General features: G+C 43.3%; 22 protein-coding genes. 13 read left to right on the top strand and 9 right to left on the bottom strand.

What is annotated here, in order from left to right:
• Positions 1-291 precede the first annotated feature (291 nt).
• Positions 292-558, bottom strand: coding sequence for an RNA-guided endonuclease InsQ/TnpB family protein (locus ACM0OZ_RS17575; RefSeq protein ID WP_414584121.1), 267 nt, complete (start codon positions 556-558; stop codon positions 292-294).
• Between the two features lie 419 nt (positions 559-977).
• On the opposite strand from ACM0OZ_RS17575, the gene ACM0OZ_RS17570 reads away from it, so the two are divergent.
• Positions 978-2,501 carry a flavin monoamine oxidase family protein gene (locus ACM0OZ_RS17570; protein WP_414584106.1) on the top strand — a complete coding sequence of 508 codons (1,524 nt, stop codon included), beginning with the start codon at positions 978-980 and terminating at the stop codon, positions 2,499-2,501.
• Between the two features lie 263 nt (positions 2,502-2,764).
• Here ACM0OZ_RS17570 and ACM0OZ_RS17565 read toward each other — a convergent pair whose 3' ends face one another.
• Positions 2,765-3,160, bottom strand: coding sequence for a hypothetical protein (locus ACM0OZ_RS17565; protein WP_414584105.1), 396 nt, complete (start codon positions 3,158-3,160; stop codon positions 2,765-2,767).
• A gap of 545 nt (positions 3,161-3,705) precedes the next feature.
• Between ACM0OZ_RS17565 and ACM0OZ_RS17560 the strand changes: the two genes are divergently transcribed.
• The 3 genes from ACM0OZ_RS17560 to ACM0OZ_RS17550 all read left to right on the top strand — a co-directional run bounded on the left by ACM0OZ_RS17560 (position 3,706) and on the right by ACM0OZ_RS17550 (position 5,784).
• Positions 3,706-3,927: a hypothetical protein gene (locus ACM0OZ_RS17560; RefSeq protein ID WP_041038760.1), complete on the top strand. Its 222-nt coding sequence runs from the start codon at positions 3,706-3,708 to the stop codon at positions 3,925-3,927.
• Between the two features lie 214 nt (positions 3,928-4,141).
• Positions 4,142-4,567 (top strand): hypothetical protein, encoded by a 426-nt coding sequence (locus tag ACM0OZ_RS17555; protein WP_414584104.1) that lies wholly within the window; start codon positions 4,142-4,144, stop codon positions 4,565-4,567.
• Positions 4,568-4,740: 173 nt separating this feature from the next.
• Positions 4,741-5,784 carry a S66 peptidase family protein gene (locus ACM0OZ_RS17550; RefSeq protein WP_414584103.1) on the top strand — a complete coding sequence of 348 codons (1,044 nt, stop codon included), beginning with the start codon at positions 4,741-4,743 and terminating at the stop codon, positions 5,782-5,784.
• Between the two features lie 319 nt (positions 5,785-6,103).
• On the opposite strand, the gene metK is transcribed toward ACM0OZ_RS17550, so the two are convergent.
• The 4 genes from metK to ACM0OZ_RS17530 all read right to left on the bottom strand — a co-directional run bounded on the left by metK (position 6,104) and on the right by ACM0OZ_RS17530 (position 11,778).
• Positions 6,104-7,288: a methionine adenosyltransferase gene (metK, locus tag ACM0OZ_RS17545; protein ID WP_414584102.1), complete on the bottom strand. Its 1,185-nt coding sequence runs from the start codon at positions 7,286-7,288 to the stop codon at positions 6,104-6,106.
• 196 nt (positions 7,289-7,484) lie between these two features.
• Positions 7,485-10,553, bottom strand: a complete 3,069-nt coding sequence (locus ACM0OZ_RS17540; protein ID WP_414584120.1) for an HAD-IC family P-type ATPase — start codon at positions 10,551-10,553, stop codon at positions 7,485-7,487.
• Positions 10,554-10,658: 105 nt separating this feature from the next.
• The gene (locus ACM0OZ_RS17535) at positions 10,659-11,180 is read right to left on the bottom strand and encodes a DUF5132 domain-containing protein (protein WP_414584101.1); all 522 of its coding nucleotides are present in this window, start codon (positions 11,178-11,180) and stop codon (positions 10,659-10,661) included.
• A gap of 337 nt (positions 11,181-11,517) precedes the next feature.
• Entirely contained in the window at positions 11,518-11,778 is a 261-nt protein-coding gene (locus tag ACM0OZ_RS17530; protein ID WP_414584099.1) for a hypothetical protein, read from the bottom strand.
• A 649-nt stretch (positions 11,779-12,427) separates the two neighbouring features.
• On the opposite strand from ACM0OZ_RS17530, the gene ACM0OZ_RS17525 reads away from it, so the two are divergent.
• From ACM0OZ_RS17525 to ACM0OZ_RS17510, 4 genes are all read left to right on the top strand, one after another.
• On the top strand, positions 12,428-13,246 hold the full coding sequence (locus tag ACM0OZ_RS17525) for an alpha/beta hydrolase (protein ID WP_414584098.1): 819 nt from the start codon (positions 12,428-12,430) through the stop codon (positions 13,244-13,246).
• A gap of 607 nt (positions 13,247-13,853) precedes the next feature.
• Positions 13,854-14,069, top strand: coding sequence for a hypothetical protein (locus tag ACM0OZ_RS17520; RefSeq protein WP_414584097.1), 216 nt, complete (start codon positions 13,854-13,856; stop codon positions 14,067-14,069).
• 166 nt (positions 14,070-14,235) lie between these two features.
• Entirely contained in the window at positions 14,236-14,490 is a 255-nt protein-coding gene (locus tag ACM0OZ_RS17515; RefSeq protein WP_414584096.1) for a hypothetical protein, read from the top strand.
• Positions 14,491-15,045: 555 nt separating this feature from the next.
• Complete coding sequence (locus ACM0OZ_RS17510) at positions 15,046-15,654, top strand: hypothetical protein (protein WP_414584095.1); 609 nt, start codon at positions 15,046-15,048, stop codon at positions 15,652-15,654.
• A 348-nt stretch (positions 15,655-16,002) separates the two neighbouring features.
• On the opposite strand, the gene ACM0OZ_RS17505 is transcribed toward ACM0OZ_RS17510, so the two are convergent.
• The gene (locus ACM0OZ_RS17505) at positions 16,003-16,257 is read right to left on the bottom strand and encodes a hypothetical protein (protein WP_414584094.1); all 255 of its coding nucleotides are present in this window, start codon (positions 16,255-16,257) and stop codon (positions 16,003-16,005) included.
• A gap of 681 nt (positions 16,258-16,938) precedes the next feature.
• Here ACM0OZ_RS17505 and ACM0OZ_RS17500 point away from each other — a divergent pair.
• The 4 genes from ACM0OZ_RS17500 to ACM0OZ_RS17485 all read left to right on the top strand — a co-directional run bounded on the left by ACM0OZ_RS17500 (position 16,939) and on the right by ACM0OZ_RS17485 (position 21,262).
• Positions 16,939-18,966, top strand: coding sequence for an FAD-dependent oxidoreductase (locus ACM0OZ_RS17500; RefSeq protein ID WP_414584119.1), 2,028 nt, complete (start codon positions 16,939-16,941; stop codon positions 18,964-18,966).
• A 502-nt stretch (positions 18,967-19,468) separates the two neighbouring features.
• Positions 19,469-19,888: a hypothetical protein gene (locus ACM0OZ_RS17495; RefSeq protein ID WP_414584093.1), complete on the top strand. Its 420-nt coding sequence runs from the start codon at positions 19,469-19,471 to the stop codon at positions 19,886-19,888.
• Positions 19,889-20,622: 734 nt separating this feature from the next.
• On the top strand, positions 20,623-20,949 hold the full coding sequence (gene clpS / locus ACM0OZ_RS17490; RefSeq protein WP_414584092.1) for an ATP-dependent Clp protease adapter ClpS: 327 nt from the start codon (positions 20,623-20,625) through the stop codon (positions 20,947-20,949).
• A gap of 19 nt (positions 20,950-20,968) precedes the next feature.
• On the top strand, positions 20,969-21,262 hold the full coding sequence (locus ACM0OZ_RS17485; protein WP_414584091.1) for a DUF2103 domain-containing protein: 294 nt from the start codon (positions 20,969-20,971) through the stop codon (positions 21,260-21,262).
• 147 nt (positions 21,263-21,409) lie between these two features.
• Here the strand turns inward: ACM0OZ_RS17485 and ACM0OZ_RS17480 are convergent, their stop codons facing one another.
• Together ACM0OZ_RS17480 and ACM0OZ_RS17475 are read right to left on the bottom strand one after the other, a co-directional pair.
• Positions 21,410-21,730, bottom strand: coding sequence for a hypothetical protein (locus ACM0OZ_RS17480; RefSeq protein WP_096562824.1), 321 nt, complete (start codon positions 21,728-21,730; stop codon positions 21,410-21,412).
• A 295-nt stretch (positions 21,731-22,025) separates the two neighbouring features.
• Complete coding sequence (locus ACM0OZ_RS17475) at positions 22,026-22,514, bottom strand: molybdenum cofactor biosynthesis protein MoaE (RefSeq protein WP_414584090.1); 489 nt, start codon at positions 22,512-22,514, stop codon at positions 22,026-22,028.
• A gap of 741 nt (positions 22,515-23,255) precedes the next feature.
• On the opposite strand from ACM0OZ_RS17475, the gene ACM0OZ_RS17470 reads away from it, so the two are divergent.
• Positions 23,256-26,069: a PAS domain S-box protein gene (locus ACM0OZ_RS17470; RefSeq protein ID WP_414584089.1), complete on the top strand. Its 2,814-nt coding sequence runs from the start codon at positions 23,256-23,258 to the stop codon at positions 26,067-26,069.
• Positions 26,070-26,097 lie beyond the last annotated feature (28 nt).

Below are 26,097 nucleotides of genomic sequence, written 5' to 3'. Positions count from 1 at the left end.
GTTTTACATTCAGGACTTGCCGCAGCGCCGTAACCCACCATTGTTTTGGAGAGTACTACAAATTGGAGATTTTTTTAATTGCAAGTCCCTTAGGCTAAGGAAAAAAGTTGCTCAGCAAAGTATTCAATCAAATCGCGGTACGCTAGCTGGAAGCGCCAAGATTGGGGTATCCGTTATATAAAGCCTACTCAAAGCTACTCAACAATCTTCATTGCTTATCACTTTGAGTTTGGTTTACTTCCTGCTTCATCCAGAACTGTCGGCAGCACTCTGTCCACAGGCTAACACCATCTAACTGATGGCTTTTTCCAAATTGATAGAGGCGTTTAAGTCTCTATCGCACTCAAAACCACATTGGTCACAATGGAACACTCGCTCATTTAAGGTGAGTGTTTCTTTTATGGTTCCGCAGTTGGAACAGCTCTTACTGCTAGGGAACCATCTGTCAACTACAACTAACTCTGAACCGTACAGTTCGCACTTGTAGGTTAGTTGACGGCGAAATTCAAAAAAGCTCATGTCCGCAATGACTTTTGCAAGCTTGTGATTAGCCAACATTCCTAACACGTTTAAATCCTCAATCCCAAGGAAAGCTGTGGTTTTTGGCTAGATAGGTCGTGAGCTTGTGTAACGTATCCTTGCGGATGTTGGCAATCTTGCGATGCAGTCTTGCTATCTGAGGAAAGCGCCTTGTTCCAGTTGCTCGAACCTTGTTGCTTGTGACGATGCAGTTACTTGCCCGCCTTCAGGACTGGACTCACCAGTCGCTGTGAGTTCGGGCTAACCCTCCAAAGGGCGCTGGCTCGTCTTGGCGGTTCCATAAATTAAGCTTAGAGGCGATTTTTGCGTAAGTCCTGAATAAATGGTGAGCGTACCTCCATTGAACAAGTGCATAAAAATTTCTAGTCCCCCTTATGAAGTAACAGAAGCGGTTGAAACGACAGCCGCCACACAAACAAAAAAGGGAAGCTGGAACAATGGACACCAAAATTTTACTTGAGCAATTCCAACTGGTAAACTTTCAAAAAGGCAAACGGATCACGATACTGGGCGCAGGTATCGCAGGTTTAGTAGCAGCATATGAGCTAGAGCGCCTGGGACATGAAGTCGAAATTATGGAAGGTAGCCCACGCATCGGTGGACGGGTATGGACACACCGCTTTGGTAACTCCCCTGATGCACCTTACGCGGAGCTGGGAGCAATGCGTATCCCAAGCGACCACGATCTTACTCTGCACTACGTACATGAAATGGGACTTTCTGACAAGCTGTGCAAGTTTATGACAGTCTTCGAGGAAAGCAATGCAATGATGAACATCAACGGGCAAGTGCTGCAGATGAAAGACGCACCCCGTGTATTGCAACAAACAGAAGGTGGTATCTTCAGTGACACTCGCTACAGTGATTTAACTCGCCTGTTTGCTGCTTGGCTCAAAACTATTATTAATACTATCGCTCCTGGTAATCTCCGTTCTGATTTTGAACGCGACTTGAACTCTCACTTGATGGATGAGTTAGAGCGCTTAGATTTAAACCCCTACTTTAGCGAAGACGGCGAAACGATTGACTTGCACTCATTCCTGAGACAAAACCCAAGCTTCCGGGCAAAGTGTTCTCAAGGATTGGATATTTTCCTCGGCGACATCATGACAGAAACCAGCCACGACTTGTTGCAACTCAAAGGTGGGATGGATCAACTCATCCAACGTTTAGCGGCATCAATCAAAGGTTCTATCAAGTCCAACCAAGAAATCGTCGCCCTGCGTGTGCAAAAAGACCATGTCCAAATCACCTGGAAGGAAAATGGACAGTTGCACACCAAGATATGCGACTACGTACTATGCACCATTCCCTTCAGTGTATTACGCAAAATGGAATTGAGCGGTTTTGATGATGATAAACTTGATTCGATTCACAACACTGTTTACTGTCCCGGTACCAAGGTGGCGTTTCACACTCGTGAATCCTTCTGGGAAAAGGATGGTATCAAAGGTGGTGCTTCCTTCAGTGGTGAAGGTGTACGTCAAACATACTACCCAAGCGTAAAGTTCAACAAGCAGCATGGTAGCGTGATGTTGGCTAGCTACACCATCGGTGACGATGCTCAACGCATGGGGATGATGTCTGAGTCTGAGCGCTTTGATTACGTCCAAAACACTGTAAGCAAGATTCATCCTGAACTGAATACACCTGGTGTGATAGTGGACAAAGCATCCATTGCTTGGGGTAACTACAAGTGGAGTGCTGGCGGATGCACAATTCACTGGGATTCGACAGATGGCTCTAGCAGTTACCTCAAAGCGCAAAGACCTCAAAACACTCTGTTCTTTGCTGGTGAACACTGCTCTCGCTTCCCAGCATGGTTACAAGGTTCCATTGAGTCGGCACTGGAAGCGGTTTACGATATCCTCAAGCACAAGCCAGTTGCACAATCTACTGCTGTGCCCGTAGCCAACTCCTGGAACAAAAATCCTCTTTTGGTCACAGTTGGAGTTCGGTAGTTATAACCACGTTCATCTTAACTATTACAGTTCGGAGGTAAGCATCAAGAAAATTTAACCAGCTAATAGTCCATATTCAATTCAGCTAATAAATCCCTTTTTGTTTCGCCCGCAATTAGCGGGCTTTTTTAATGCAGTGGAGAATCAGGAATTGCACGAACACATTTGCCCATCCTCATCACAAGTTTTATAGGTAAATATTACAAAAGTCTACGCTACTATTTTGTAAGGTGTTACCCTTACTGAATGTAGAGTCAATGATTTCAATACCAACTGCATTGTGATGTGTTGTATGGCTTATATTCGTTAGGAACAACGTGTTTCTGACCAGAAAATTCCCTCCCGTAATAACCGTCATCAAAACCACGAGCAAACTCACCACCAGCAGTACGCGGCTTGTAGGTGTTTCCTTTTCTTTTACTCTGTTGTCCTTGCCGATACCCATCAGCGTAGGCTTGAGGATGATACCCTGGGTCTTGGTCAATAGCCCAGTTCGTCACAGGATAGCAGTAGCTTATTGGACCTCTATAAAACGGATAGTTTCTATATAGGGGATAGGGATAGTAACGTCGAGGGTGAGCTTGAGCTGGCTGGTTGTTGACTAGAAAACCAGTAGCAGTGGCTAAAGCTACTAAACTAGCAGTAATAATCTTTTTCATAGTTGCGGTCTCCAGAGTTCATTAACTCCTGGTACTTTTAAGATATCGTTTCAAATCTTTAGGCGACATCACCTGAGAGGATGACCGACTAGTCGATTTTTGAAAAATTTTCAGCATGGCAACAGTTGCCACTGCCACTATCCGTTACTGGTAATACTAAATACATTAAGACGCAATCAGGATTGCTGTATTTTTATTTTTTCTCTACCTACAATTTTAATCAAATTGAAGCGAAGTGATAACTTTAAAGAAAGCATTTGACTCAAATTAATAGAAAGATTTTCAAGTGATTATTGAGTGGATACACTACTCTTATTCCAAAAAAACGCGACAAGCTTGGAAATGCTTTATCTATTGTTGATATGTGGTTTAATTCTTATCAAGTTTAGTTAGGTTTAACACTCCTAATCCTTTTGATTTCCCTGCACCTGCCAAAAGTTAAAGTATTTATATAATTGGATTTAAGCCTTGTGATAGTGTATTCCTCATCACAGAGAAGTTTAGGCTGATAGTATATTCACTTCACCACTTTAGAGGAAATAGCTATGCCTGGTGGTCATGCAAGTCATAAAGGTACTGGTGACAAACCCAACGTCAACGCAAGCGGTCAGATTAATTTGTCAGCTGCAGACAAATCAGCAGATCCTGAGGATATTCTGCAAGAAGGCATTTTGACAAATACGACCAGAACTCAAGAATTTGTGGATTTTCCTCCTGCTCTCGAACGCCCCGGTGAGGAAGCACAAACTGGGAACGAAGAGGAATAAGACTTTTGGTACTTCAAAGCCATACTTCAAGTCTTAGCGAATGCTTGCTCCCTACCGTACTTGTTAGGTAGGGTAGCAGACTGTAAACAAAATTATCCGGATTACCAACTGAGGGGATAGTCTACGCTAGTTAGGAAAGCTGTTTGGACAGGGTTGATCTTAATGCAACCCTCGCAACCAAACACTGCCTCTCTAAGGAACAGGAGATGACACCGTGAGTAGTCTGGGCAAAAAAAGATTAGAAGCTGCTTTGGCGATCGCCTCTTACGCTGTTGGTAGCGGTGCTGCTTCAGCCGCGCCAACTCCGGGCGTGGAAATTCCTAAGCAGTTGATTTTAACTGCTTCTGATATCCTAATGTACACCAATATCTGGAAAATCTATTTTGAGGAAGATTTATCCAGTAAAGGAGTTCTAGAAATGCTGGCAGAGGTGGGTATAGTTGTCGTTGCAGCAACGGGGACAGCTTATATTGTTGCCAAAGGAAGCACAGCTCTATTAAATGAGATTACAGATTGGCTCGGACCAATGGGATGGGGCGTCTCGGCGGCAATATCAGGTTCTTTAACTGGTTTATTTGGAGCTGCGTGGGCATTATATTGCGATCGCCTTTACTTTCAAAAAGAGTCTCAACCCGCTTAACAGTACGTAGCGCCCTCGCGAGGGCAAAAAGATTCAGATTCCCGACTTCTTAAAGAAGTCGGGAATCTTGTTGTTCACGTAGCCGAAGGCAGCCCGTAGGGCTTATGATTTAGGATTGCTATAGTATTGCATGGTGGTTTAATTATCCTTACTTTCTATAGCAATAATTTCTGATGATTAACCGCCGTAAGTTTCTCATAAGTTTAGCCGCTACCTCTTCAGTATTAGCTTCTCCCCCAAAATTGGCAAGAGCAGCGCGTAAACCATTATTAAAACCCAAGCGTTTGCAGCCAGGTTCTGTTGTGGGAATTGTCAGTCCTGCTAGTGCAACATTTGTCCGCGAACAACTTAATATTGTTATCGATGCAGTCAAGGCGTTGGGACTAGTACCCCGGCTCGCACCTCATGTGCTGGAACGCTATGGTTATTTAGGAGGCAAAGATAAAGACCGTGCTGCTGATATTAACCAGTTTTTTAGCGATTCCTCTGTAGCCGCCATTTTACCAATTCGCGGTGGGTGGGGAGCTAGCCGGATTTTGCCTTACTTAGATTACCAGCGCATCCGCCAAAATCCTAAAATTCTGGTTGGTTTCAGTGATATAACAGCTTTAATTCTCGCATTGAATGCTCAGACGAACCTAGTCACATTTCACGGTCCCAATGGACTAAGTTCTTGGAGAACGACGCAAACAGATTATTTTCGCCGCGTTTTGTTTAGCGGTGAAACTGTTACTTTTCAAAACCAAAAAGATGGCGACGATTCTAACCGTTTGATGCAGGTGAAGTACCGGGTACAAACTATTACTTCTGGTAAAGCAAAAGGCAGGCTGATTGGTGGAAATCTATCGGTACTGTCAGCTATTGTCGGTTCTCCTTACTTACCTGATTTCAAAGGTGCAATTCTATTTTTGGAAGATTTGAACGAGAATATTTACCGTATAGACCGTATGATGACTCAGTTGAAAATTGCGGGTATATTTGACAAACTCGCTGGCTTTATTTTTGGACAATGTTCCAATTGTTCGCCTGACGCTGACTACGGCTCTCTCACCCTCGAAGAAGTATTATGGGATCACATCAAACCGCTGGGCATTCCTGCATGGAACGGTGCGATGATTGGTCATATCGAAAATGTGTTGACATTGCCTATTGGTTTAGAGGTGGAAATAGACGCCGATGCTGGGACGATTCGGATGTTAGAACCTGCTGTGCAATAGTAAACCTCTTGCACTAGTCAAATTTATGAAAATGAAACCACAGATTAATATCAAGTCCGCTTAATTACTTATAATTCCTGCCTGACCTCACCCCAACCCTCTCCTTAATAAGGAGAGGGTGCCGTAGGCGGGTGAGGTTTTTCGTTTTTTATAAGTGTTTACCCGGACATGATATAACACAGATAATTCATCTGTGTTCATCTGTGTCCATCTGTGGTTCTAAATATCCATTAATCACACTTCTATAAAACAACCCTTTCCCGCTACCGGGGAAGGGTTAGGAGGAGGAGTTCTGCGGGAATTACTGGTAATCGATAGATTAAAACACACCAACCTTGTCTGTCTTCTCCCAAGGAAGTTCCATATCAACCTTGCCCATATGACCATAGGCTGCTAGTTTTCTGTAAAACCCACCTTTACTCAGTGACGGTAGATATCTCAAGTTGAATTGCTTGATGATTCCTGCAAGCCGGAAATCAAAATACTTCTCAAGAAGTGTTGTAATTTCCTCATCAGAAATTTTGCCTGTCCCAAAAGTTTCTACCTGAATACTGACAGGTCTAGCAAGCCCTATAGAGTAACTTAACTGCACCTCACATTCATCAGCAAGGTTTGCTGCTACCACATTTTTAGCTGCATAACGGGCAGCATAAGCTCCCACTCTATCTATCCTCACTGGGTCTTTCCCACTCAAAGCTGAACCACTGTGCTTTGCATATTCACCATAGGTATCTATGGCATTCTTTCTTCCTGTTAAACCAGAATGAGCTGCAGGACCTCCTTTAATAAAGGGTCCATCAGGATTGATAAATATTCTTGTATTTTCATCTGGTTTAATTTCTTCATTCTCAAAGACAGGTTGAATCACTGTCTCGCGAATATCATCTTGGAGTTGTTTTAAATCAGGTTTTGATGCTTTGTTTTGACTGGCAATGACGGTGAGGCTGTGGATTCTATAAGGTCTGCGATTTCTATATTCAACCCCTACCTGAGTTTTCCCATCCGGGGTAAGATATGAAAGTGTATTTTGCCGTCTGACCTCACTCAGTTGCTTTGCAAGTTTATGTGCCAACCATATTGGCAACGGCATGAGAGAATATGTTTGATTGCAGGCAAAACCAAAGACATTTGCTTGATTCTTGACAGCAATTTTTTCTATCTGTTCGTCAGATAAATTTTTTTCATCAAAAAAACGGTCTTCATCGACACGTAATTCTTTGAGGCTCGTCAAAATACTACAGGTTTTACCATTAAATTCTTTCTGTTCGTAGCCAATATCATCGATAACCTGTCTCGCTATATTGGTGAAATCTACGTTGGCGCTTGGTTCAAATCTTGCTGCAATGAAAACGATGCCTGTAGATACAGCACATTCTGTAACTACTCTGGCAAAGGGATCTTGTTGAAGAAAACGGTCTACAATTGCATCACTAATTTGGTCGCAAAGTTTATCGGGGTGTCCTTCGGTTACGGACTCGGATGTAAACATGAAGTCTTTTTTCATAGTACCTGGCGACTAGAAGTCGCGGCTACACGAACGAAGTCCCTTCGGGTATCTCCTGAGCCTTCGGCACCGCTGCGCCGAACGGAGACGCTGCGCGTTCGCGTTCGCGGAGCGTACGCTTTGCGCTCAGCGTCTCTGAAAGAGATACGCCGATTGCCTAGCTTGGGAGACCCGCCGTAGGCACTGGTCTCACCACCTACGCGGACTGTATCAAGCCTGCGTAGGCAGGTTTTGTTTGTATAGCCTCAGACTGGAAGTCTGAGGATGCAGCAAGATTTTCATCTTGCTTAATATTCTTCGTGCTTTCATTTACCAGCAAAGGTAGCAAAGCACTAGCGGCAATGACAGCGCCATCGACAATATCAATTGGCGCAATCCTCAACAGACTCCTTAGTGGTGGGAAAGCTATAGCCAGCAACTGTAGAGCAAAAGAACCTGCAAGGGCAGCATTTAAGTAGGGATTGTTCGGCAGTTTTTCTTTACTAAATATGCTGTGGTTTTCAGAACGGCAGCTAATTGTATGCAGCAGTTGCCCTGTTGTTAAGCTCATAAATGCAATAGTGTTTGCCTGCGGTCCTATGCCACCATATTTCACGATACCGTAACCATAGGCGGCTAAAGTACTCACAGATAGTGTTGCTGACTCAAAGGCGATTCTTCCATAATCGGAAGTTTTGATAATTGGTTGGTCAGGGTTACGGGGTTGCTGACTTAACACGTCTGGTTCTGGTGCTTCCAAGGCAAGAGCAAGACCTGGGAAGATATCGCTGACCAAATTCAGCCAAAGGAGTTGTATTGCATTCAAGGGTTCGCCTAAACCAACGGCGGTGGCGGTCGTCATCACCATGATTTCGCTTAGGTTTGTAGCAAGCAGGAAGTGAACGGATTTTCTGATGTTGTTGTAGATTGTCCGTCCCCGACTGACGGCAATAATCATGGTTTCCAACTTGTCATCTTCTAGGACAATATCTGCAACCTCACGAGCCACATCGGTTCCCCCTTTGCCCATCGCCACACCAACTTGTGCAGCTTTGAGAGCAGGAGCATCATTGATGCCATCGCCTGTCATGGCAACAACTTTTCCTGCTGCTTGCAAAGCTTGGACGATTTGCAGTTTATTGCTAGGACTGATGCGGGCAAAAACATCTACTTTGTCTGCAAGTGCTGTCAATGCTTCACCAGACAGATTGTTGAGGTTAGTTGAATCGAGAATTTCTAGTTTCTCATCTCTGCTCAACCCTAATTCCTTGGCGATCGCATAAGCAGTTGGGCTTTGATCCCCGGTAATCATCACCGTATCAATGCCAGCTTGATGGAAGCCTGCTATCAACTGTTTGGCTCCCTTTCTGATGGGATCTGCCATCCCCACAAGACCCAGCCATGTCAGGTCTTGTTCATAGTTGTTCCCGTTGCTGGTATCATTAACGTGGCGATAAGCGACCCCAAGCACCCGCAGCGCTTTCCCTGCCATGCGGTCATTTTCAATCTCCATCGCCTCCCTATCTTCTTCTAAGAGAGGCACCACTTCCCCATTTTTCACCCACCATTTGCATATCCGCACAACTTCTCCTGGGCTGCCTTTAACAGCAACAAACTTGTGCTGCTCATGAGTGCCATGTACAGTACTGATGATGTTACGGTTTTCTGAGCGCAGGTTGGTTTGCAACAGTGGGTACTTTTGCCTTAGGTCTGCCACATTCACCCCGGCACTGATAGCCATGTAAATTAAGGCATTCTCTGTTGCCGAACCTTTGGCGGAAAACTCACCATCTTGCTCTTGGTTGACTTGACTTTCGTTGCACAGAACCGATACATGAATCAGCTTTAACAGTTCATCGTAAGCATAGGGGTTGATATCTTCATCCCCGTTGATAAACTGACCGTCAGACACCGTGATGTGTTTACCATCTGTATGTACCTCGACGACTGACATCCGGTTCTCTGTGATGGTTCCGGTTTTATCCATGCAGATTGTCTGCACGGAACCCAAAGCTTCCACAGCACTGAGACTGCGGACGAGGACGTTATTCTTCCTCATATCTTGGATACCCAGCGCTAGGGTTGTGGTGGCGATGGTGGGCAACCCTTCAGGAACCGCAGCCACAGCAAGAGATATGGCTGATTGCAGCATTTGCAGTAAACCATATCCCCGCAGCACTCCGATACCAAAAACTCCACCGCAAATGACCATACCAATCGCAACCAGTTGACTGCCAACCTCGTCGAGTTGTCTTGCTAGGGGGGTTTCTGTTGCCTCCGCCTCGCCAACCAGTTGTTGGATCTTGCCCATTTCTGTATATCCGCCTGTCGCCACAACCGCAGCCAACCCTTGTCCGCCTGTGATTAAAGTCCCCTTATAAGCCATGTTGGTGCGATCGCCCAAGGGGACATCTTCACCAGCCAGGGTTGCAGTTGTTTTGGTAACAGGTATGCTTTCTCCAGTAAGGGCAGACTCATCAATGCTCAAATTATCAGCATCAATCAGTCTGGCATCTGCTGCTAAGTAGCTGCCGGGTTTAAGAACTAAAATATCTCCTATGACAACATCTTCTGTAGGAATTTCTATTTGTCTGCCATTTCTAATCACTAAATTCGATGTTTGTTCGCGACTTCTCAGGGAATGAATGATTCTTTCTGATTGGCTTTCTGTTGTATAACCAATGACGGCATTGAGACCAACAACACCCATAATCACCAAGGCATCAATAAGTCCTCCAGTGAGAACTGAAACCCCAGCAGCAACACCCAGCAAAGCAACCGGCAGAGATTTGAATTGGTTAATTAAGATACTTAAATCAGAGCGAGTTGCTGCTTCAGATAGGACATTAGGACCATATTTATTCAGGTTTTCTGCGGCAGACTCACTTGATAATCCCGATGCTTTTGAGGTGTTTAATGCATCCAGGACGGTGTTAACTTCTATGAGATGCCAGTTTTCTACCCTTTGCTCTTGGGCATTCGCTAGAGGTTTTCTTGATTCTTGTTTTGTTTTGGTCTTGATCTTTGGTAATTTTTTTGCTTGAGTCCCGTTTTGTTTTTGGTAATCTAAAACTATTTCTTCTATCAAAAATGCAATTTTATCATCATTATTCTTACCATTAAATTTGACAAGAATATTGCTAGTTAATGGGTTAGCAGAAACGAAACTAATGTCTGGCTTATTTGAGAGAGAACGTTCAAGGTAACTTTTCAGAGATTCTGAACGGTAAAGTTCATTAACTTTGTATCTGGCTCTCCCTTTTGTAGTATGAATGACTTGAATCACAGAAAGTAATGCTCCTATAATGCCTGCCCCTGAAAAAATTTTCATCAGTCAATAGTTCAAAAGTCTTGATTATGGACTATTGACTAATGACTATTCTTCTTGTAATTACGATTGGTCTCCATCGTTGAATTTTAGAAAAGTGTCGAAGGCATACCAAGTCAAAGTGTACCAGGGAATTTCATCAATTTGCAGCCCTTTAGTAAGCAACTGTCGGATGGCAAGGGCACTTAATCCTAGAGGTAGCAGCAACCGCAAATCAACAAAACCATTGGTTATTCTTGCAACATCCGCGTTTACATCAGATACCACATGCATTAAGTCCTTAGCTACCTCGGATTTCCCATTTGTAGAATAGTTTTGGGCAGTTTGAGAGCTAAATTGTCCCTGCTTCTGTTTTATCAGGTCAGTATTTACCTCTGCAGCTAGATTTTCAATAACTTCTCCAGCTTCTGCCACTGCTTCTTTGCACCTCTGTGAAAGTGCAATTCCCTCTTTGATAGCTGCTTGGACTGTAGGTTGTTTCACTGCTGCTGCAACAGGAAGAATAACAGGTGCAGCAACAAACGCTGTGATACCCTCGACAATTTCAGGTATATTAAGTGTTTCCAAGTCGAATGTAGATGCCATCTGAGAATTTCCTCTGGAAGCAGACAATATAGAAGCGTAGTGAAACGGCTTTATCAACGCATCAATCTAAAGTTACAGAGGCAAAATTGAAGCGATCGCTACACGCCCTCACCCTCAACTCGTTTTTTATAAGGAATACACGAGTAAATCTATACAATTTGGAAACCGATATTAACGGCAATTCTATCAAAAGATAGAAGCTGATAATTAATATATTTTAAGAATTAAGCATAAAACAACAAACGCGCGGAACCTTATGCAAGCTCATAGCCCCACTATTTTTAATAAAATAGTGGGGCTTCTACTGTAGAGACAATGAATTAGAGACAATGAATTCTCACAGGTGAGCAACCAAAGCCCTAGCTTCGTTCATAGAAGAATCTGATTGTGCAAACTTCTTAAGTTCCTCTCTTAATTCAGTCGGGAGGTAACTTAAAGCGCTACCTTGCCATCCTCTTGTTACTTGATATTCTAGATTTCCGCAGTACACATCTCCTTTGTGAATATGCCATCCCCAGGTTGCTGGGATCACGTCATATCCAGCCAGAGTTTGAGTCAGGTATCGTGTAATTTGCTCAAGGTTTTGTCGAGTTTTCATAGCTGTTTAGAAATTGAACTTTTTTTGTAGAAACAACACAAATGAAGTATAAGGGCGCAAAATTAGCTAACCGTTTGCTTGGGAATTTACTAATGACCTTTACAGTCTTGGTAACGGCAAACGCAGTCAATACCAAAAAATGCGCTCATTGTCGGTAGCAGCAGAAGGTCTTTGTTAGTAGCGTTGGTCTAGATTGCCAACATTTATTTAACAAATCTCAACGTTGCTTTATACTTTGATAGTAGTTACTCTCGACACTAAAGTTACCTGCCCATAGGTTTAACCTGCACGCAATCTAAAGGACGATTAGTATGCTAAAAAAGCAATTGCATCTCATCCAGATGAGGGGTAAGATAAGCAGAATGTCACCACCCGTTAGTAATAGGTGAATATTGCTATCTGCCCTTCGCTATCGCTTGCGTTGGAGTTTTTTTCAGCCGTTAATGACAACCTGAAGAAATGAGTTTGCCTTCTTCAAAGTACCGCTCATAGAAGCTTCACACCCTAACTACACGTTGATTTAACATGAACCACTCCGCCAGATATATGAGACAAAGTTTCAAACAGAGGTAACGTATGCATTAAGGTAGAAACATTCGCAAGTTAAAACAAGACAAGCGAGTGCATCGTGATCAGGCACAACAGTGGCATGTATCCAGAATTTACGCGGCGGCATCTACTTGGCATTTGGATCGCAGGCGTCACTGCGGCGATTTCCTCACCAGCATATGCTATTAAGCGCAAATCGGGGAGTATATCGATGACAACAGACGAGCAACACAGACAGGCAAACGCTTTTGGACGCTTACTTGCACGACCGACGCCGCAGTCCGTAGGAGGCGTTGTACCACTCGGTCTGCAATCACTAGGACTAGATGCCAAGCGCGACGGTCTCCTCTACGTGCCTGAAAGCTACCAAGCATCAAAACCTGCACCGTTGGTGTTGATGCTACATGGCGCTGGCGGTAATGCACAAGGTGGTCTAACTCCATTCCTAGAACTTGCTGATGCAGCTGGGGTTATCCTGCTTGCACCGTCATCTCGTCGCCAAACATGGGATATGCTGTTCGGACAGTACGGTCCTGATATCACTTTTATCGACTCTGCGTTAGCAATCACGATGAGCCGCTACGCCATAGATGAGACACGCATTGCTGTTGAGGGCTTCTCTGATGGTGCCTCCTACGCACTTAGTATCGGTATCACGAATGGCGACTTGTTCACCCATATCATAGCGTTTTCACCAGGGTTTATGGCACCGGCTTTGCAGCAAGGCAAGCCGCGCATCTTCATTTCACATGGTAAGTCGGACACTGTTCTGCCAATCAATCGATGCAGCCGCAAGATTGTGCCGCAGCTACAAAATGTTAGCTACGAGGTGTTATATCAGGAGTTCAACGGTTCCCACACAGTCCCCCCAAATATTGCACAGTCTGCACTGACCTGGTTTACTGCTAGGCAGGATTGACGTTTCCCCGGCTTTTTGTCCAAATAAGGGAGTACCAAAAAATAAATTATCCATTATGTAGGGTGGGTTAGACGCACGACAGTTGAGGTTTTACATGCAGGACTTGCATTGCGGCGTAACCCACCATTGTTTGTGTCACTACAAATTGGATATTTTTTTAATTGGAAGTCCCTAAATGCAAGCGTTGTTTCGATAGCCCGGGGATTTTTGGTTTACTGACATCTAGCACCAATAAAAATTGATGCTTGTTAATACTCAGTACTAAGCCTGAAGCCCTTATTTAACCGATAAAAGCTCAGAAAAGTGATGTAACTTTCTTGCGCTGCTTTTGACTCACCCCTGGGTTATACGGATAGGTGCAAGATCTGAGTTTACTGACTCGCCTTAAAACTGTAGGCTTTCGCCAATTGCCCAAAAAGACTTTTTTATAAAAAAGCCAATACTAGCAAGCATCCTAGCAATTTTTCTCTTGCAAAATTTAATGAGCGATCGCGCTAAGAAGTGCATAAGTCAAATTCATCGACATTTACTAAGGATTAGAAGGAGAGCAAAGCAAGCTAAACCTTCAAATCCAACAATTTCTTAATCAATATTAGGAGCCAAACATATGACAACATACGACCCTAATTACTCTCCACAACCTTGCGAATTCACAATCCCTATCAAATTGAACGTACCCATCGAAATCGAGCCAAAACTATTGGTAAGAGCCCCCGGAACTGTTAGACAAAAAGTTCCTGTCTATCTCGAACCCGATATCTACCTCGAACCAGAAGTGCAAGCACAACCACCTGTGTGTACTTTAAAGAATGGCTACAACTAAAGAATACTCACAAGAGCAACTAGTAGCGCAACAATCATAAGCAAGATAGGCACTTACTGAGTGCATAAATCAAATTCAGCGACATTTATTACCAATTAGAAGGAGAGCAAAGCAAGCTGAACCTTCAAATCCAACAATTTCTTAATCAATATTAGGAGCCAAACATATGACAACATACGACCCTAATTACTCTCCACAACCTTGCGAATTCACAATCCCTATCAAATTGAACGTACCCATCGAAATCGAGCCAAAACTATTGGTAAGAGCCCCCGGAACTGTTAGACAAAAAGTTCCTGTCTATCTCGAACCCGATATCTACCTCGAACCAGAAGTGCAAGCACAACCACCTGTGTGTACTTTAAAGAATGGGTACAACAAAGAATACTCACAAGAGCAAATAGTAGTACAACAATCATAAGCAAGATAGGCAATTATTGGATGCTATGATTCATCTTAGCTTCTGATTTTTACTCACACTTTGCCAGTTTTAGGAAGCCTTTAACTACCCTAAATTCCGTGGTGGGCTTCCCATCCTCTTTTTTTGTCCCAAGTTTTTAAGCTGTTGCACATTTAATTTGCACGTTATTTTTTTATGACCTTTATTAGTCATTTGTTCTTTGTCCTTTGTTTGTACTAATAAGTATGACCAAGAAAGAACAAAGGTGTCAGTCGCTACTGAGCCAGTTCGGGGTGAATGTGCGACTCGCGGATAAGTAGAGGGTACTTACCGCCCCCACCAAATCTTCAATTTGGTGGTGCTTCTAGGTGATGGGTTCAAGCCCTGACGGAGAATGCATTCTGACTCCTGCATTCTGAACGCGAGTGCGTGTCCGCAGGACATATTCTGACTTGTTCTTTTGACGGCTTTCCAAACCCAGGTTTACATGACTAATGACTAATGACTAAGGAGAAATCTCATAAAAAAATATGCATTTTAAATGTTTGTTAGCTGAGTACGAAAGTTTAGCATTGGTTGAAAGTTATGTCTGCTCTCCCCGATCCAACTTGCCATTCACAAAAACGCAAAATTCAAATTATATTAAAAGTACCTATCGACATTGAACTAGATGTGTTAGGGATGCCGCCTACACATGAGCGCCAACTTGAGGTTCAAGAATTGTTGAAGTTGATTGAAGATTCTGGTGCGATCGCTATTAGTAATGTAGGTCAAGCTGAGCTTAGTGACAATATCCAGGTTTCATCAAATCAACTTGAAAGTGATCGGTCGGAAAGTTGCCAGATTGTTTCCACTGTTACCCAAATCCAAAAGCAGCAAGATTGCGCAGAAAATCATCAAGAAGACACAACAGTAAAGAGTCAATCCATAGATTCTTTTACTCATATTCAAGATACGCAAGACAAGTCAAAAAATCATCAAGAAGACACAATAGTAGAGTATGAAATCATAAATACCTTGTTGCTTGAGCAAGGTTTTGCAGTGATTCCACCACTGAAACCGCAATTAAAGAAAAGACTTACAAAACGCGTATTGGACTCACTTAACGATGGTTTAGCCTTTGCTGTTAACACTGTAGGAACAATCACGTTTATGGGCAAACTTGCTAACTATAGCTGGGAATAACACAACGCCCAATCGGAAAACATAATAAACAAGAGTGCAAAAGCCAATATTTTTGAAAATAAACCACAAATTAACCACAGATACACACAGATAAATAACTAGTTTTCATCTGTGTGCATCTGTGGTTTTGTCTATTTTAAAATAATATTACAAGAAGTCTAATAATTGCTAAATTATAGCCCTAGTATTAAACTAGGGCTAATTTGATATCTACACATTGTCGGATTGATTAAGCGGGCAGGAAGCCCGGCACCCAATCAAGGGTAGTTAAAGGCTTCCCAGAACTCGCAACTTCTGAGCAATCAGCAATTAAGATGAATTTTGGCATCTAATAATTGCCTATCTTCGTTATGATTGTTGTACTACTGGTTGCTCTTGTGAGTATTCTTTGCTGTACCCATTCTTTAAAGTACACACGGGTGGTTGTGCTTGCACTTCTGGTTCGAGGTAGATATCGGGTTCGAGATATACAGGAACTTTTTGTCTAACAGTTCCGGGGGCTCTTACCAATAGTTTTGGCTCGATTTCGATGGGTATGTTCAATTTGATAGGGATTGTGAATTCGCAAGGATTTGGAGAGTAATTAGGGTCGTATGTCGTCATATGTTTGGCTCCTAAGATTGATGAAGAAATTGTTGGATTTGAAGGTTCAGCTTGTTTGCTCTCCTTCTAATTCTTAGTAGATGTCGGTGAAATGAACTTATGCACAAATGGTACGACGCTTGCGAGCGCATTCACCCCATTTATCTTGCTCTCAGTTGCTCTCAGTTGATTGTGGTGACTGGTAATTCTTGATTTGGATAAGTTTCAAGGTAATTTAGAATTCATTTACAAAGAAAACATTAAATTGAAGTAGGGTGCCTTAACTCAACCATCTATAATTTGACGAATTTATCGAATTGTGGCACCCTTTGAAAAACCATAACTGGGTTGTTGGAAAAAGCTTGTGAAGAACATTTTCACGATGGTAGCGTCTTAAATTACTGATATAGTAGCTGGCGAAAGCGATATTGCGGCTTGTCAAACGCAGACGCTCGTACACGTCCCTAGGGTTGTGTACCCGTTCGTTAGGGTTGTCGATTTGCTGTGGGAATCAATTCCCTACGTAGCGAAGCGCAAGTCCTCGCGCTAAGGACTAAAAACCTGAAAAAACAGACGGGTATGAAACCTACGGAAACCTGCATCTGCAGGTTTTGTTTGTTTAGTCGCTCTGAAAAAATCGCCAGTAAATTTCAAAAAAATGCTCTAGAAGCTGATTTAGGAGTTGAACGGATCTTGTTGATAATGAAGCGCTCGCTATCTATACTGACTCTTTGCTCTACTTTTGTCTCTCTTATTGCACCATACGCTGTTATCGCTGCACCACCCAGAACACCAGACAAAACAGTCAATTGTGACATCTTGGTTGTGGGTGGAGGACTTTCTGGTGCCGCTACGGCTTATGAAGCATTACTTGCAGGGCAAACAGTTTGTTTTACGGAAATTACGGATTGGCTGGGAGGACAAATTTCTTCGCAAGGGACTTCTGCACTTGATGAACGACCAACACAGCGTAGCAAATTATACTATTCTCGTGGATACCTAGAATTGCGAAACCGGATTGAGCGCAAATACCGTGGCAACCGCAACCCTGGTGATTGTTGGGTAAGCGATTCCTGCTTTCTCCCCCGCGATGGTCATGAAATCTTGACTTCGATGCTTAAAGATGCGGAAAAAAAGGGCAAAGGAAAGTTGCAATGGTTCCCAAACACGGTGATTAAGGAGTTGGAATATAGTGGCGACGGAAAAATCATTAGTAGTGCGATCGCCATCCAACATCAACCAGCCAAAGGCGCACCACCTCTCAACACCTTTCCTTTATCTCAAACCATCGAAGACGCTTACACCTACGAAAACTCTTCTCGCTTTACCAAAACCATTGTCCGCTTTGCCCCCAAGCAAACCAAAGGCAAAACTTCAGGTAATGCCCCGAACTGGTATGTTGTAGACACTTCGGAAACCGGGGAAATTATCGGTTTGGCTGATGTTCCTTACAGATTGGGTATTGATGCTCGTTCTTACTTAGAGCCTTCTTCTTCCAGTACTCAAAACGATCCTTTCTGTACCCAAGGTTTTACCTACACCTTTGCAATGGAGGCTACCAAGGACCCGCAACCCCAAACAATGCCTCCATTTTATTCGCAGTATGCGCCATATTATAGCTATGAATTGAAGCGATTGGCAAGCTTTCCCCTAGTTTTTACCTACCGTCGCATTTGGAGTCCCGACAAAGGACAACCAATGGAATTCGGTGGTGTCAAGTTTACAGGTCCGACACCCGGGGACATCTCGATGCAAAACTGGACTTGGGGCAATGATTACCGTCCGGGAACCTCTGCCGATAACTTAATCTTCAATCGTCAGCAGTTACAAGCTTCTGGGCAATTGAAACCAGGAGGTTGGATGGGCGGACTGCGGACAGAAGCCTTACGCAAAGGTGAGGAAATCTCTTTGGGGTACTATTACTGGTTGACAGCTGGGAATACAGATTCCCAATTGGGGGATAGTGTAAAGCAGCCAGAACCAAATCACCGCTTTTTATCAGGGCTAGATTCCCCGATGGGGACAGCGCATGGTTTGTCGAAACATCCCTATATGCGGGAAGGACGACGCATTATTGGACGCCCCAGCTGGGGACAACCCGAAGGCTTTTCTATTTGGGAAATTGATATTTCTCGTCGCAACTATGATGACGAGTATTATCGCAAGACATTACCGCAAGATATGTATCGCCGCCTGAAAGCATCACTGTCTGGTTTAGAAGCAGCATCGGTACTCTCAGGTCAAAAACCTGCGGAAAATGTAGCGCGGCGGACTCGTTCTACAATCTTCCCCGATGCTGTGGGTATCGGTCACTACGCCATAGACTTCCATCCTTGCATGACCAAAAGCCCCCCGGAAGCACCTGGAAATACGGAACGTCCAGGCGAAAGGCGTGGTGCTGGGCAAGCTTATCCCTTCCAAATCGCACTCAGGGCGATGATTCCCCAGAAAATCGACAATTTGCTCGTCGGTGGGAAAAGCATTGCCACCAGTCACATTGCCGCAGCAGCTTACAGAGTCCACTCGTTTGAATGGTCTGCTGGTGCAGCTGCTGGAACGACAGCGGCTTTTGCCTTGAAAAATGGCATCGCACCTTACCAACTGGTAGATAAATTGCCGTTACCAGAACCGCGACTACAAAACCTCAAACAGTTGTTAGAGCAAAATGGCAACCCCACCGCCTTCCCTGATACTTCGATTTTTAACCAAAATTGGGATGATTGGAAATAATGATTAAGAAGAACACAGAACTCAGTCGTCAGAATACATCGCCATACCTAAAATAACGCGGGAGGCAGATAGCCCCGAAGTACCTGGGTCAAGAAATTAAATGAATTGACCCAGGTACGTCATTTATGTCGGGGTGGAATGCCGACACGGTGCGTTTACGAGCCTTGAAGACTTCTTGCCCAAGATTCTATGAATTCGCTAATACTAATATTCTTTCATCATTGATACCGACAACGAAGTTATCAGATATGGTCTTTCTTGCCACGTCAAGTACTGTCGTCTTATCCGTCGCGAACTCAATGGTAAGCGTAGATGGTTTGTACAACTTGTCCTAGAAGGTACACCTTATCAAAAGCCACAGAACTATGTTTCTGATGGGTTAATTGGGCTTGACCTTAATGTTTCCAATATCGCAGTCGTTGCTGATAATCATGCTGATTTGTTGCCTTTTGCAGACAAAGTTCCTACTTTCAGCAAGCAAATAACTAAACTGCAACGCAAGATGCAGCGTTCACAACGTGCCAACAATCCTGAAAACTTTGAACTGGATTTTCAAGCGCGTAGGGGACGTAAAACTGTTACCAAAAAAGGGAAGTCCAAAAAAGGTAAACGCCAATGGAAGAAATCTAGTAACTATCGCAAAGCTGCACAAAAGAAACGTGAACTAGAACGCCGTAAAGCGGCTTACGCTAAGTCTCAAAATCGCCGTGTTGTTAACGAAATTTTGAGGCATGGAAAGGATATCAAGACTGAAAATGTCAGTGTGAAGGGATGGCAGAAACGATATGGTAAAGCCATAGCTGCCAAATCCCCAGGGTTTGTCCAATCAGAACTGAAGCGCAAAGCTGAGAACGCTGGCGGTTCATTCACAAAGTTCTCTACTCAAAAGACAGCGCTATCTCAAACTCCTAAACGACGGTAGCCGCATCAAGAAACCACTGTCAAGAGCGAGTTCACCGGGATGTCACGGGTATTCCTGAGCATCACAGGGACTTGTTTAGCGCTTTTTTGAGTAGGTCAGTCAATCAGGATATGTTGTCATTGCGGGATGTTCTTAACGAGTATCCGGGGCTGGAACCAGTCTTATTGGAGGCGTGGCAACGTCATTTAACTCGCAATTCCCGTAGGCGCGTCCGCTCTTCAGGCTGTCTGATTCACCCGACTAGCGAGTCTCCAGTAAGCCACTAATCACTGACCATGACGCTGCTGAGAGCGAAAAGTCAGTCCTTGGATGTGGCGTGAATCCGCGTCTATGAGCGAGCGCGGAGGGTTCAACCTTGCGGGAATTCAAAATTCAACTTAGGCAAATTCAAAAATTTTTTGAATTTGGAATTGATAATGCATGAATTTCAGCGTAAGCGCACATTAAACCTCTTGCAACAATAAAGTTCTTGTAGGAGGGAGAACTCAGAACTCAAGAATTCTTCTGTATTCTGGGTTCTGTGTTCTGCGCAGCGGCGTAGACGCGTCCCTTGCGCGTGTCCCCTTGGGACTCAGCGGCTTGTCGTCAGACATCGCTACAGTAATGACTGCATGCAAGAACTCTATTAGACTGTTGACTTTTAACTCTTGACTTTTTTAACTCTTGACTCTTGACTATGGACTAAACTAGTTAATCGTAGTGTAGTTTGGTTAAGCTTTTTGGCTAAGTATTTTATGGTTACCAGACTTTCAGCAGCTGTTTACGGAATGGCAACAGCACCAACTATAGCTCCTGAACGATCTACTCAAGCAACGCGCAAGTTATATCCGAATTATAAAGTGATTGTATTAAATGACGATTTTAATACATTCGAGCATGTTCACAATTGTTTGGTAAAGTATATTCCAGGTATGACTAGCGATCGCGCTTGGGAACTTACCAACCAGGTACATTACGAAGGTCAAGCAATTGTCTGGATCGGTCCCCAAGAACCTGCTGAATTGTACCACCAGCAGCTGCATCGAGCCGGTTTGACTATGGCTCCTTTGGAAGCAGCATAATAGTAGAAAAATAAATATAATGACAAAACCCACTGAGGGCAGACTTGTTTGGAATCACTCGACCCATATTAGTGGTCTTATCCCAGTTCTTGAACGTTTAATACGCCAAGATGGGATTCAAACCGTTACACCAGGACAGCTTGGGCGAGTGAAAGGTCACTGCCCTCATTTACAATTGCGAGTATCTGTACCAATTCGGGGTGGCTTTAAGGTGATCGCCCGCCACGGGAAAACAGTGCAAGAGGTGTTTATCCTGACAAATTTGGATCAGAATCAACTCCAAGAGGCGATCGCGATCGCCATGAAAAAGTAATCAGTCTTTTGAAAGAAGTCAGGACACAGAACTCACAATTCAAACAGCATTTGGCGAGTGTTGGTGTATCCATTCTATACAGCTTCATTACTGCTAGCAGTATAAATCTATTTTGATTTCTGAGTTCTGTATTCTGAGTCCTATTCATTAATCTTCAACATGACGCACTGCCAATTTATGAAGCGGCAGACTAACGATGCAAGAAAATGTTAAGAAATATGACAGTGCTGCAGTTATCCTTAAGCTCATCATTATAGTTTCCCAGTCGGGTAAAACTATTTTTTGGATAGCAAAAGCAACACAGTAAACTAGCCAGTAAGAAAAGCTCATCCTAAACAGAATTCGCTCTGTTTCTTCCGCTTCATCCTTTTGCTGCTTGCGCTCCCATAGTAACAATAGACCAGTAATACAAGCTATGAAAGAAAGAAGCACAAAAAAATCGTGACAAACTAAATTTACTGAACTCATGGGTTTCTATCCCAAAAATTTTCTATTTCTATTGGAGATCAGTCTAAAGGAATAATCTTTTGGAATAAGCAAATAGTTACAAACTGAAATAGAGACTCCTATTTTTGTAAAAAAGTGCAAAGAAGTTATAAGTTAACAGTTACCAGTTACCAGTTATCAGTTATCAGTTATCAGTTTCATCCGAAAGGGGAAACACCCCACCAAGAGCACAGAAAGCGTTGGTGTCAGTACAACCACACCAGCCCGCTGCCGTCACTGTTCACTGTTCACTGTTCACTGTTCACTGTTCACTGTTTTAACAACCCTGGGTTTCACAAGCACCAATACTCACCCAGCTACTTGAACCATCTGCCCAATGTTCTTTTTTCCAAATGGGGGCGTTGTGCTTGAGAGTATCAATCGCATAGCGACAAGCTTCAAACGCTTCGGAACGATGGGGACAACCCACCGCGACTAAAACGCTGATTTCACCAACTTGCAAGCGCCCAATGCGATGATAAATGACCACGCGAGTCACAATAGACCATTTTTGACGAATTTCAGCGGCAATTTGATAAAACACCTGCATTGCCATCGGTTCGTAAGCTTGATATTCTAGGGCTACGACAGGTTTACCATCTGTTTGGTTGCGAACCATTCCACTCATGACCACAATTGCGCCGTTTGCTGGGTCATCTGCTTTGGCATAAACATCCTCAACAGACAATGGCGCAAAGCTAATGGCAAAGCTATCTTCAGGTTTCGGTTTTATAGAAGCAGCTGAAGCTGTCAAACCCAAGTTCATCTTAATGATTTTGATCCCTCATAGGGATTTATACACTCACCGCGTCACCATTCTACATCAATTTACAAACAAGTCTGTTGAGAATATTTCTGTAAAGGGGATTGGGGATTAGGGATTGGGGTAGTGGTATATCAAACGAAAAATTGTGTCCGGGGAAATATTGCCGCTCCCCAAGTCGGGAGCATTTCCCCCACTAACGAGTACGTGTGGTGGGGAGGACAGTGACCTCACCAGTTGATCTCGTTTTCATAGTCTATTGATGCAAAATGATTACGTACAAACGGACTTTTTCCGCTTTTTTCTAAAGAATTTTTCGCTTAATTCCTAAAAACTATTATCAATATCTACTTACGCTGGCAGAAAACCTACGCAATAATACGGAAATTAGCAAAAAATTGTCATCCTCCTTTAGACATATTACTATAATGAAGTCACAAAGTCACTATCGGATTCTTCAAACGAATCCGATAGTGACTGAGTCGAGCTATCAAGTGCAGCAAGCACTGATTTGACTAAGAGGTAAGTTCTCACTTAGAGCTACTACTTGGAAGTAGTCTGAGAGTGCCGTACCTCTAGTTATTAGAACTAAAAAAGTAAATGTATACGGAAAAAAGCAAACAAACTTACAGTAGGCAGTGTTCAAAAATCAGCCACTTTGAAACTTTTGCATTTTGAAGAATCTGGAGAACCGTGTATCACATCAGGGCAAGCAATAATTCAATTCTTATAGGAAAAGATATAATGAACCCTTTATTGTCTAACAATGAAGTCGCGAGGCTTGAGGCTCTCCACCAGTATCAGATTCTAAACACATCACCAGAACAAACATTTGACGATTTGGCATTCTTAGCCGCCCAGATTTGCGGTACACCGATCGCATTAATAAATTTGATAGACGCTAACCGTCAGTGGTTCAAAGCCAAAGTGGGGTTAGATGTAGAAGAAATGCCCCGAGATATCGGGTTCTGTCCCCTTTCTATTCATCAACACGATGTTTTGATTATTCCTGACACCTTAGCTGATAAACGGTTTGCCACCAATCCGGTAGTCACTTCTGCCCCCTACGTAAGATTTTACGCCGGAGTACCTTTAATCACACCAGAGGGACAGGCGATCGGGACGATATGTGTCGTTGATCGCGTACCGCGCCTCATCCAACCAGAACAGGTGGAGTCACTGAAAGCCATTAGCCGCCTAATTATCAAAAAACTGGAGTTACGCCGCAATTTAACTCAAGTCGCTAGGATCAAAACAGAGTACCAGCAAGCACAAGAAGCACTGCGGCAAAGCGAATTCACCCTCCGCAGCTTTTTTGACAGTGCGCCGATGATGATGGGGATAGTCGAACTATTAGATAATAATGATATCCTCCATATTTCTGATAATGCTGCCACAGCAAAATTTTTTGGGCTAGCCCCAGGAGCAATGCGAAATCGCCTTGCTAGTGACATCGGTTTGTCACCAGATTATGTGCGCGACTGGATTGATTATTTTCGTCAGGCAGAAACCCTGCAAGAACCCATAAGCTTTGAACATCTTCACAATGGTTTAGCACAGCAGAGGTGGCTAAGAGCCACAGTTTCGGCAATTGGAGAAAGTTCAGTGAACCGTCCGCGATTTGCCTACATCGTTGAGGATATTACTGAACGCAAACAGGCAGAAGAAGAATTGCGTTGGAAAGAAGCGCTTTTGCGCTCAATGACTGGTGTTTCTCCACTAGCATTTTACGTTGTTGATCACCGTACGAGTGACATTCTCTATGTCAATGAACGCTTTTGTGAAATTTGGGGCATTCAACACCTGAAACAGCAAATTGACAGCGGCAAATTGAAACATCAGGATGTTATAAACAAATGCTGCCAATTTACAGAAGTTTCTCCTTTCATCTCCTGTCAACCCACTCCAAGTGAAACCTGCATATGTGAGGACGAAATTTTATTGAATGATGGTCGCACTATCAGGCGTTTTTCCAGACGCATTCAAGATGAAAACGACCAATATTTTGCACGGTTATATATTTTTGAAGATATCACCATACGTAAACAGGCAGAACAGCAAATCCGCGAACGAGCAGCTTTGCTTGATATAGCTACAGACGCAATTATTTTACGTGATTTAAATAATCAAATTTTACTATGGAATAAAAGTGCTGAGAACCTTTACGGATGGAAGGCTCAAGAGGCTCTTGGTAAGAATGCTTCAGAAATTTTAGATAACGAAACGTTGTCGCTACACTGCGAGATTTACAAAAGTGTTTTAGAGGCTGGCTCATGGCAGGGTGAGTTGCAGAAAATCACGAAATCTGGCAAAGAAATTATTGTTCAAAGTCGTTGGACGCTAGTACGCGATGAGCATTGTCAACCAAAATCAATCCTGATTGTTGATACTGATATCACACAGAAAAAGCAACTAGAAAAGCAATTTTTACGCAATCAGCGCATGGAGAGTATAGGCACGCTTGCGAGTGGCATTGCTCACGATTTGAACAATGTGCTATCTCCAATTTTGATGTCGGTACAAATGCTGAAAGCAAAATCTGCTGATGAACGCAGTATACAAATGCTAACGCTCGCCGAAAATAATGCCAAACGCGGTGCAAATTTAGTGAAACAGGTGCTGTCATTTGCCAGGGGAATTGAAGGCGAACATACTATCCTTCAACTGAAGCACTTGATTTCAGAAATGAACCAAATTGTTGAACAAACTTTTCCGAAATCGATAGCCATCCAAACGGAAATTCAATCAAATTTATTACCTGTGTGTGGTGATAGTACCCAACTGCATCAAGTACTGATGAATTTATGTCTCAATGCTCGTGATGCTATGAACGATGGCGGAACTTTAAAAATTGCTGCCAAGAATGTTTTGATTGATGAAAATTTTGCCAAAATGCATCTAGATGCTAAAGTAGGTTCTTACATTGTCTTAACAGTTTCGGATACGGGAGTTGGCATTTCTAACGAACAATTAGATAGAATTTTTGAACCATTTTTCACAACGAAAGAGTTTGGTAAGGGAACCGGGCTGGGACTGTCAACAGTCATGGGCATTATTAAAGGTCATGGTGGGTTCGTCACGGTGTCTAGTCACATAGGCAAAGGCACAAAATTTAAAGTGTACCTGCCAGCAGTCAAGACAACAGCAGGGACGCAGTTTCTGGAAGACCTAGAAATGCCGACAGGTTACGGAGAATGGATTTTGGTTGTAGATGACGAACCTGCTGTCCGAGAAATTACCAAAGCTTCTTTAGAAAATAATAATTATAAAGTAATGACCGCTAGTAATGGCATAGAAGCAGTCGCACTCTACGCCCAGCATAAAGATAAAATTACTGCGGCAATTATCGATATGATGATGCCAGATATGGATGGAGTCACTACCATCAGCACATTACACAAAATGAACCCTCTGCTGCGTATCGTTGCTGTGAGTGGACTCGCGACAAGCGAACAAGTGCCACTAAATCAAGCCTCTAACCTAATAGCATTTTTACCTAAGCCATATACGGCACAGGAGTTACTAAAAACTTTGCGCTCACTTATTTCTAATAATTAGTAAAAGTTAGGATTGGAAGTAGGGGAAG

This window comes from Scytonema sp. PCC 10023 (assembly GCF_963920835.1).
Taxonomy (GTDB): domain Bacteria; phylum Cyanobacteriota; class Cyanobacteriia; order Cyanobacteriales; family Nostocaceae; genus Kalymmatonema.
This window is presented reverse-complemented; position numbering and strand designations above follow the sequence as displayed.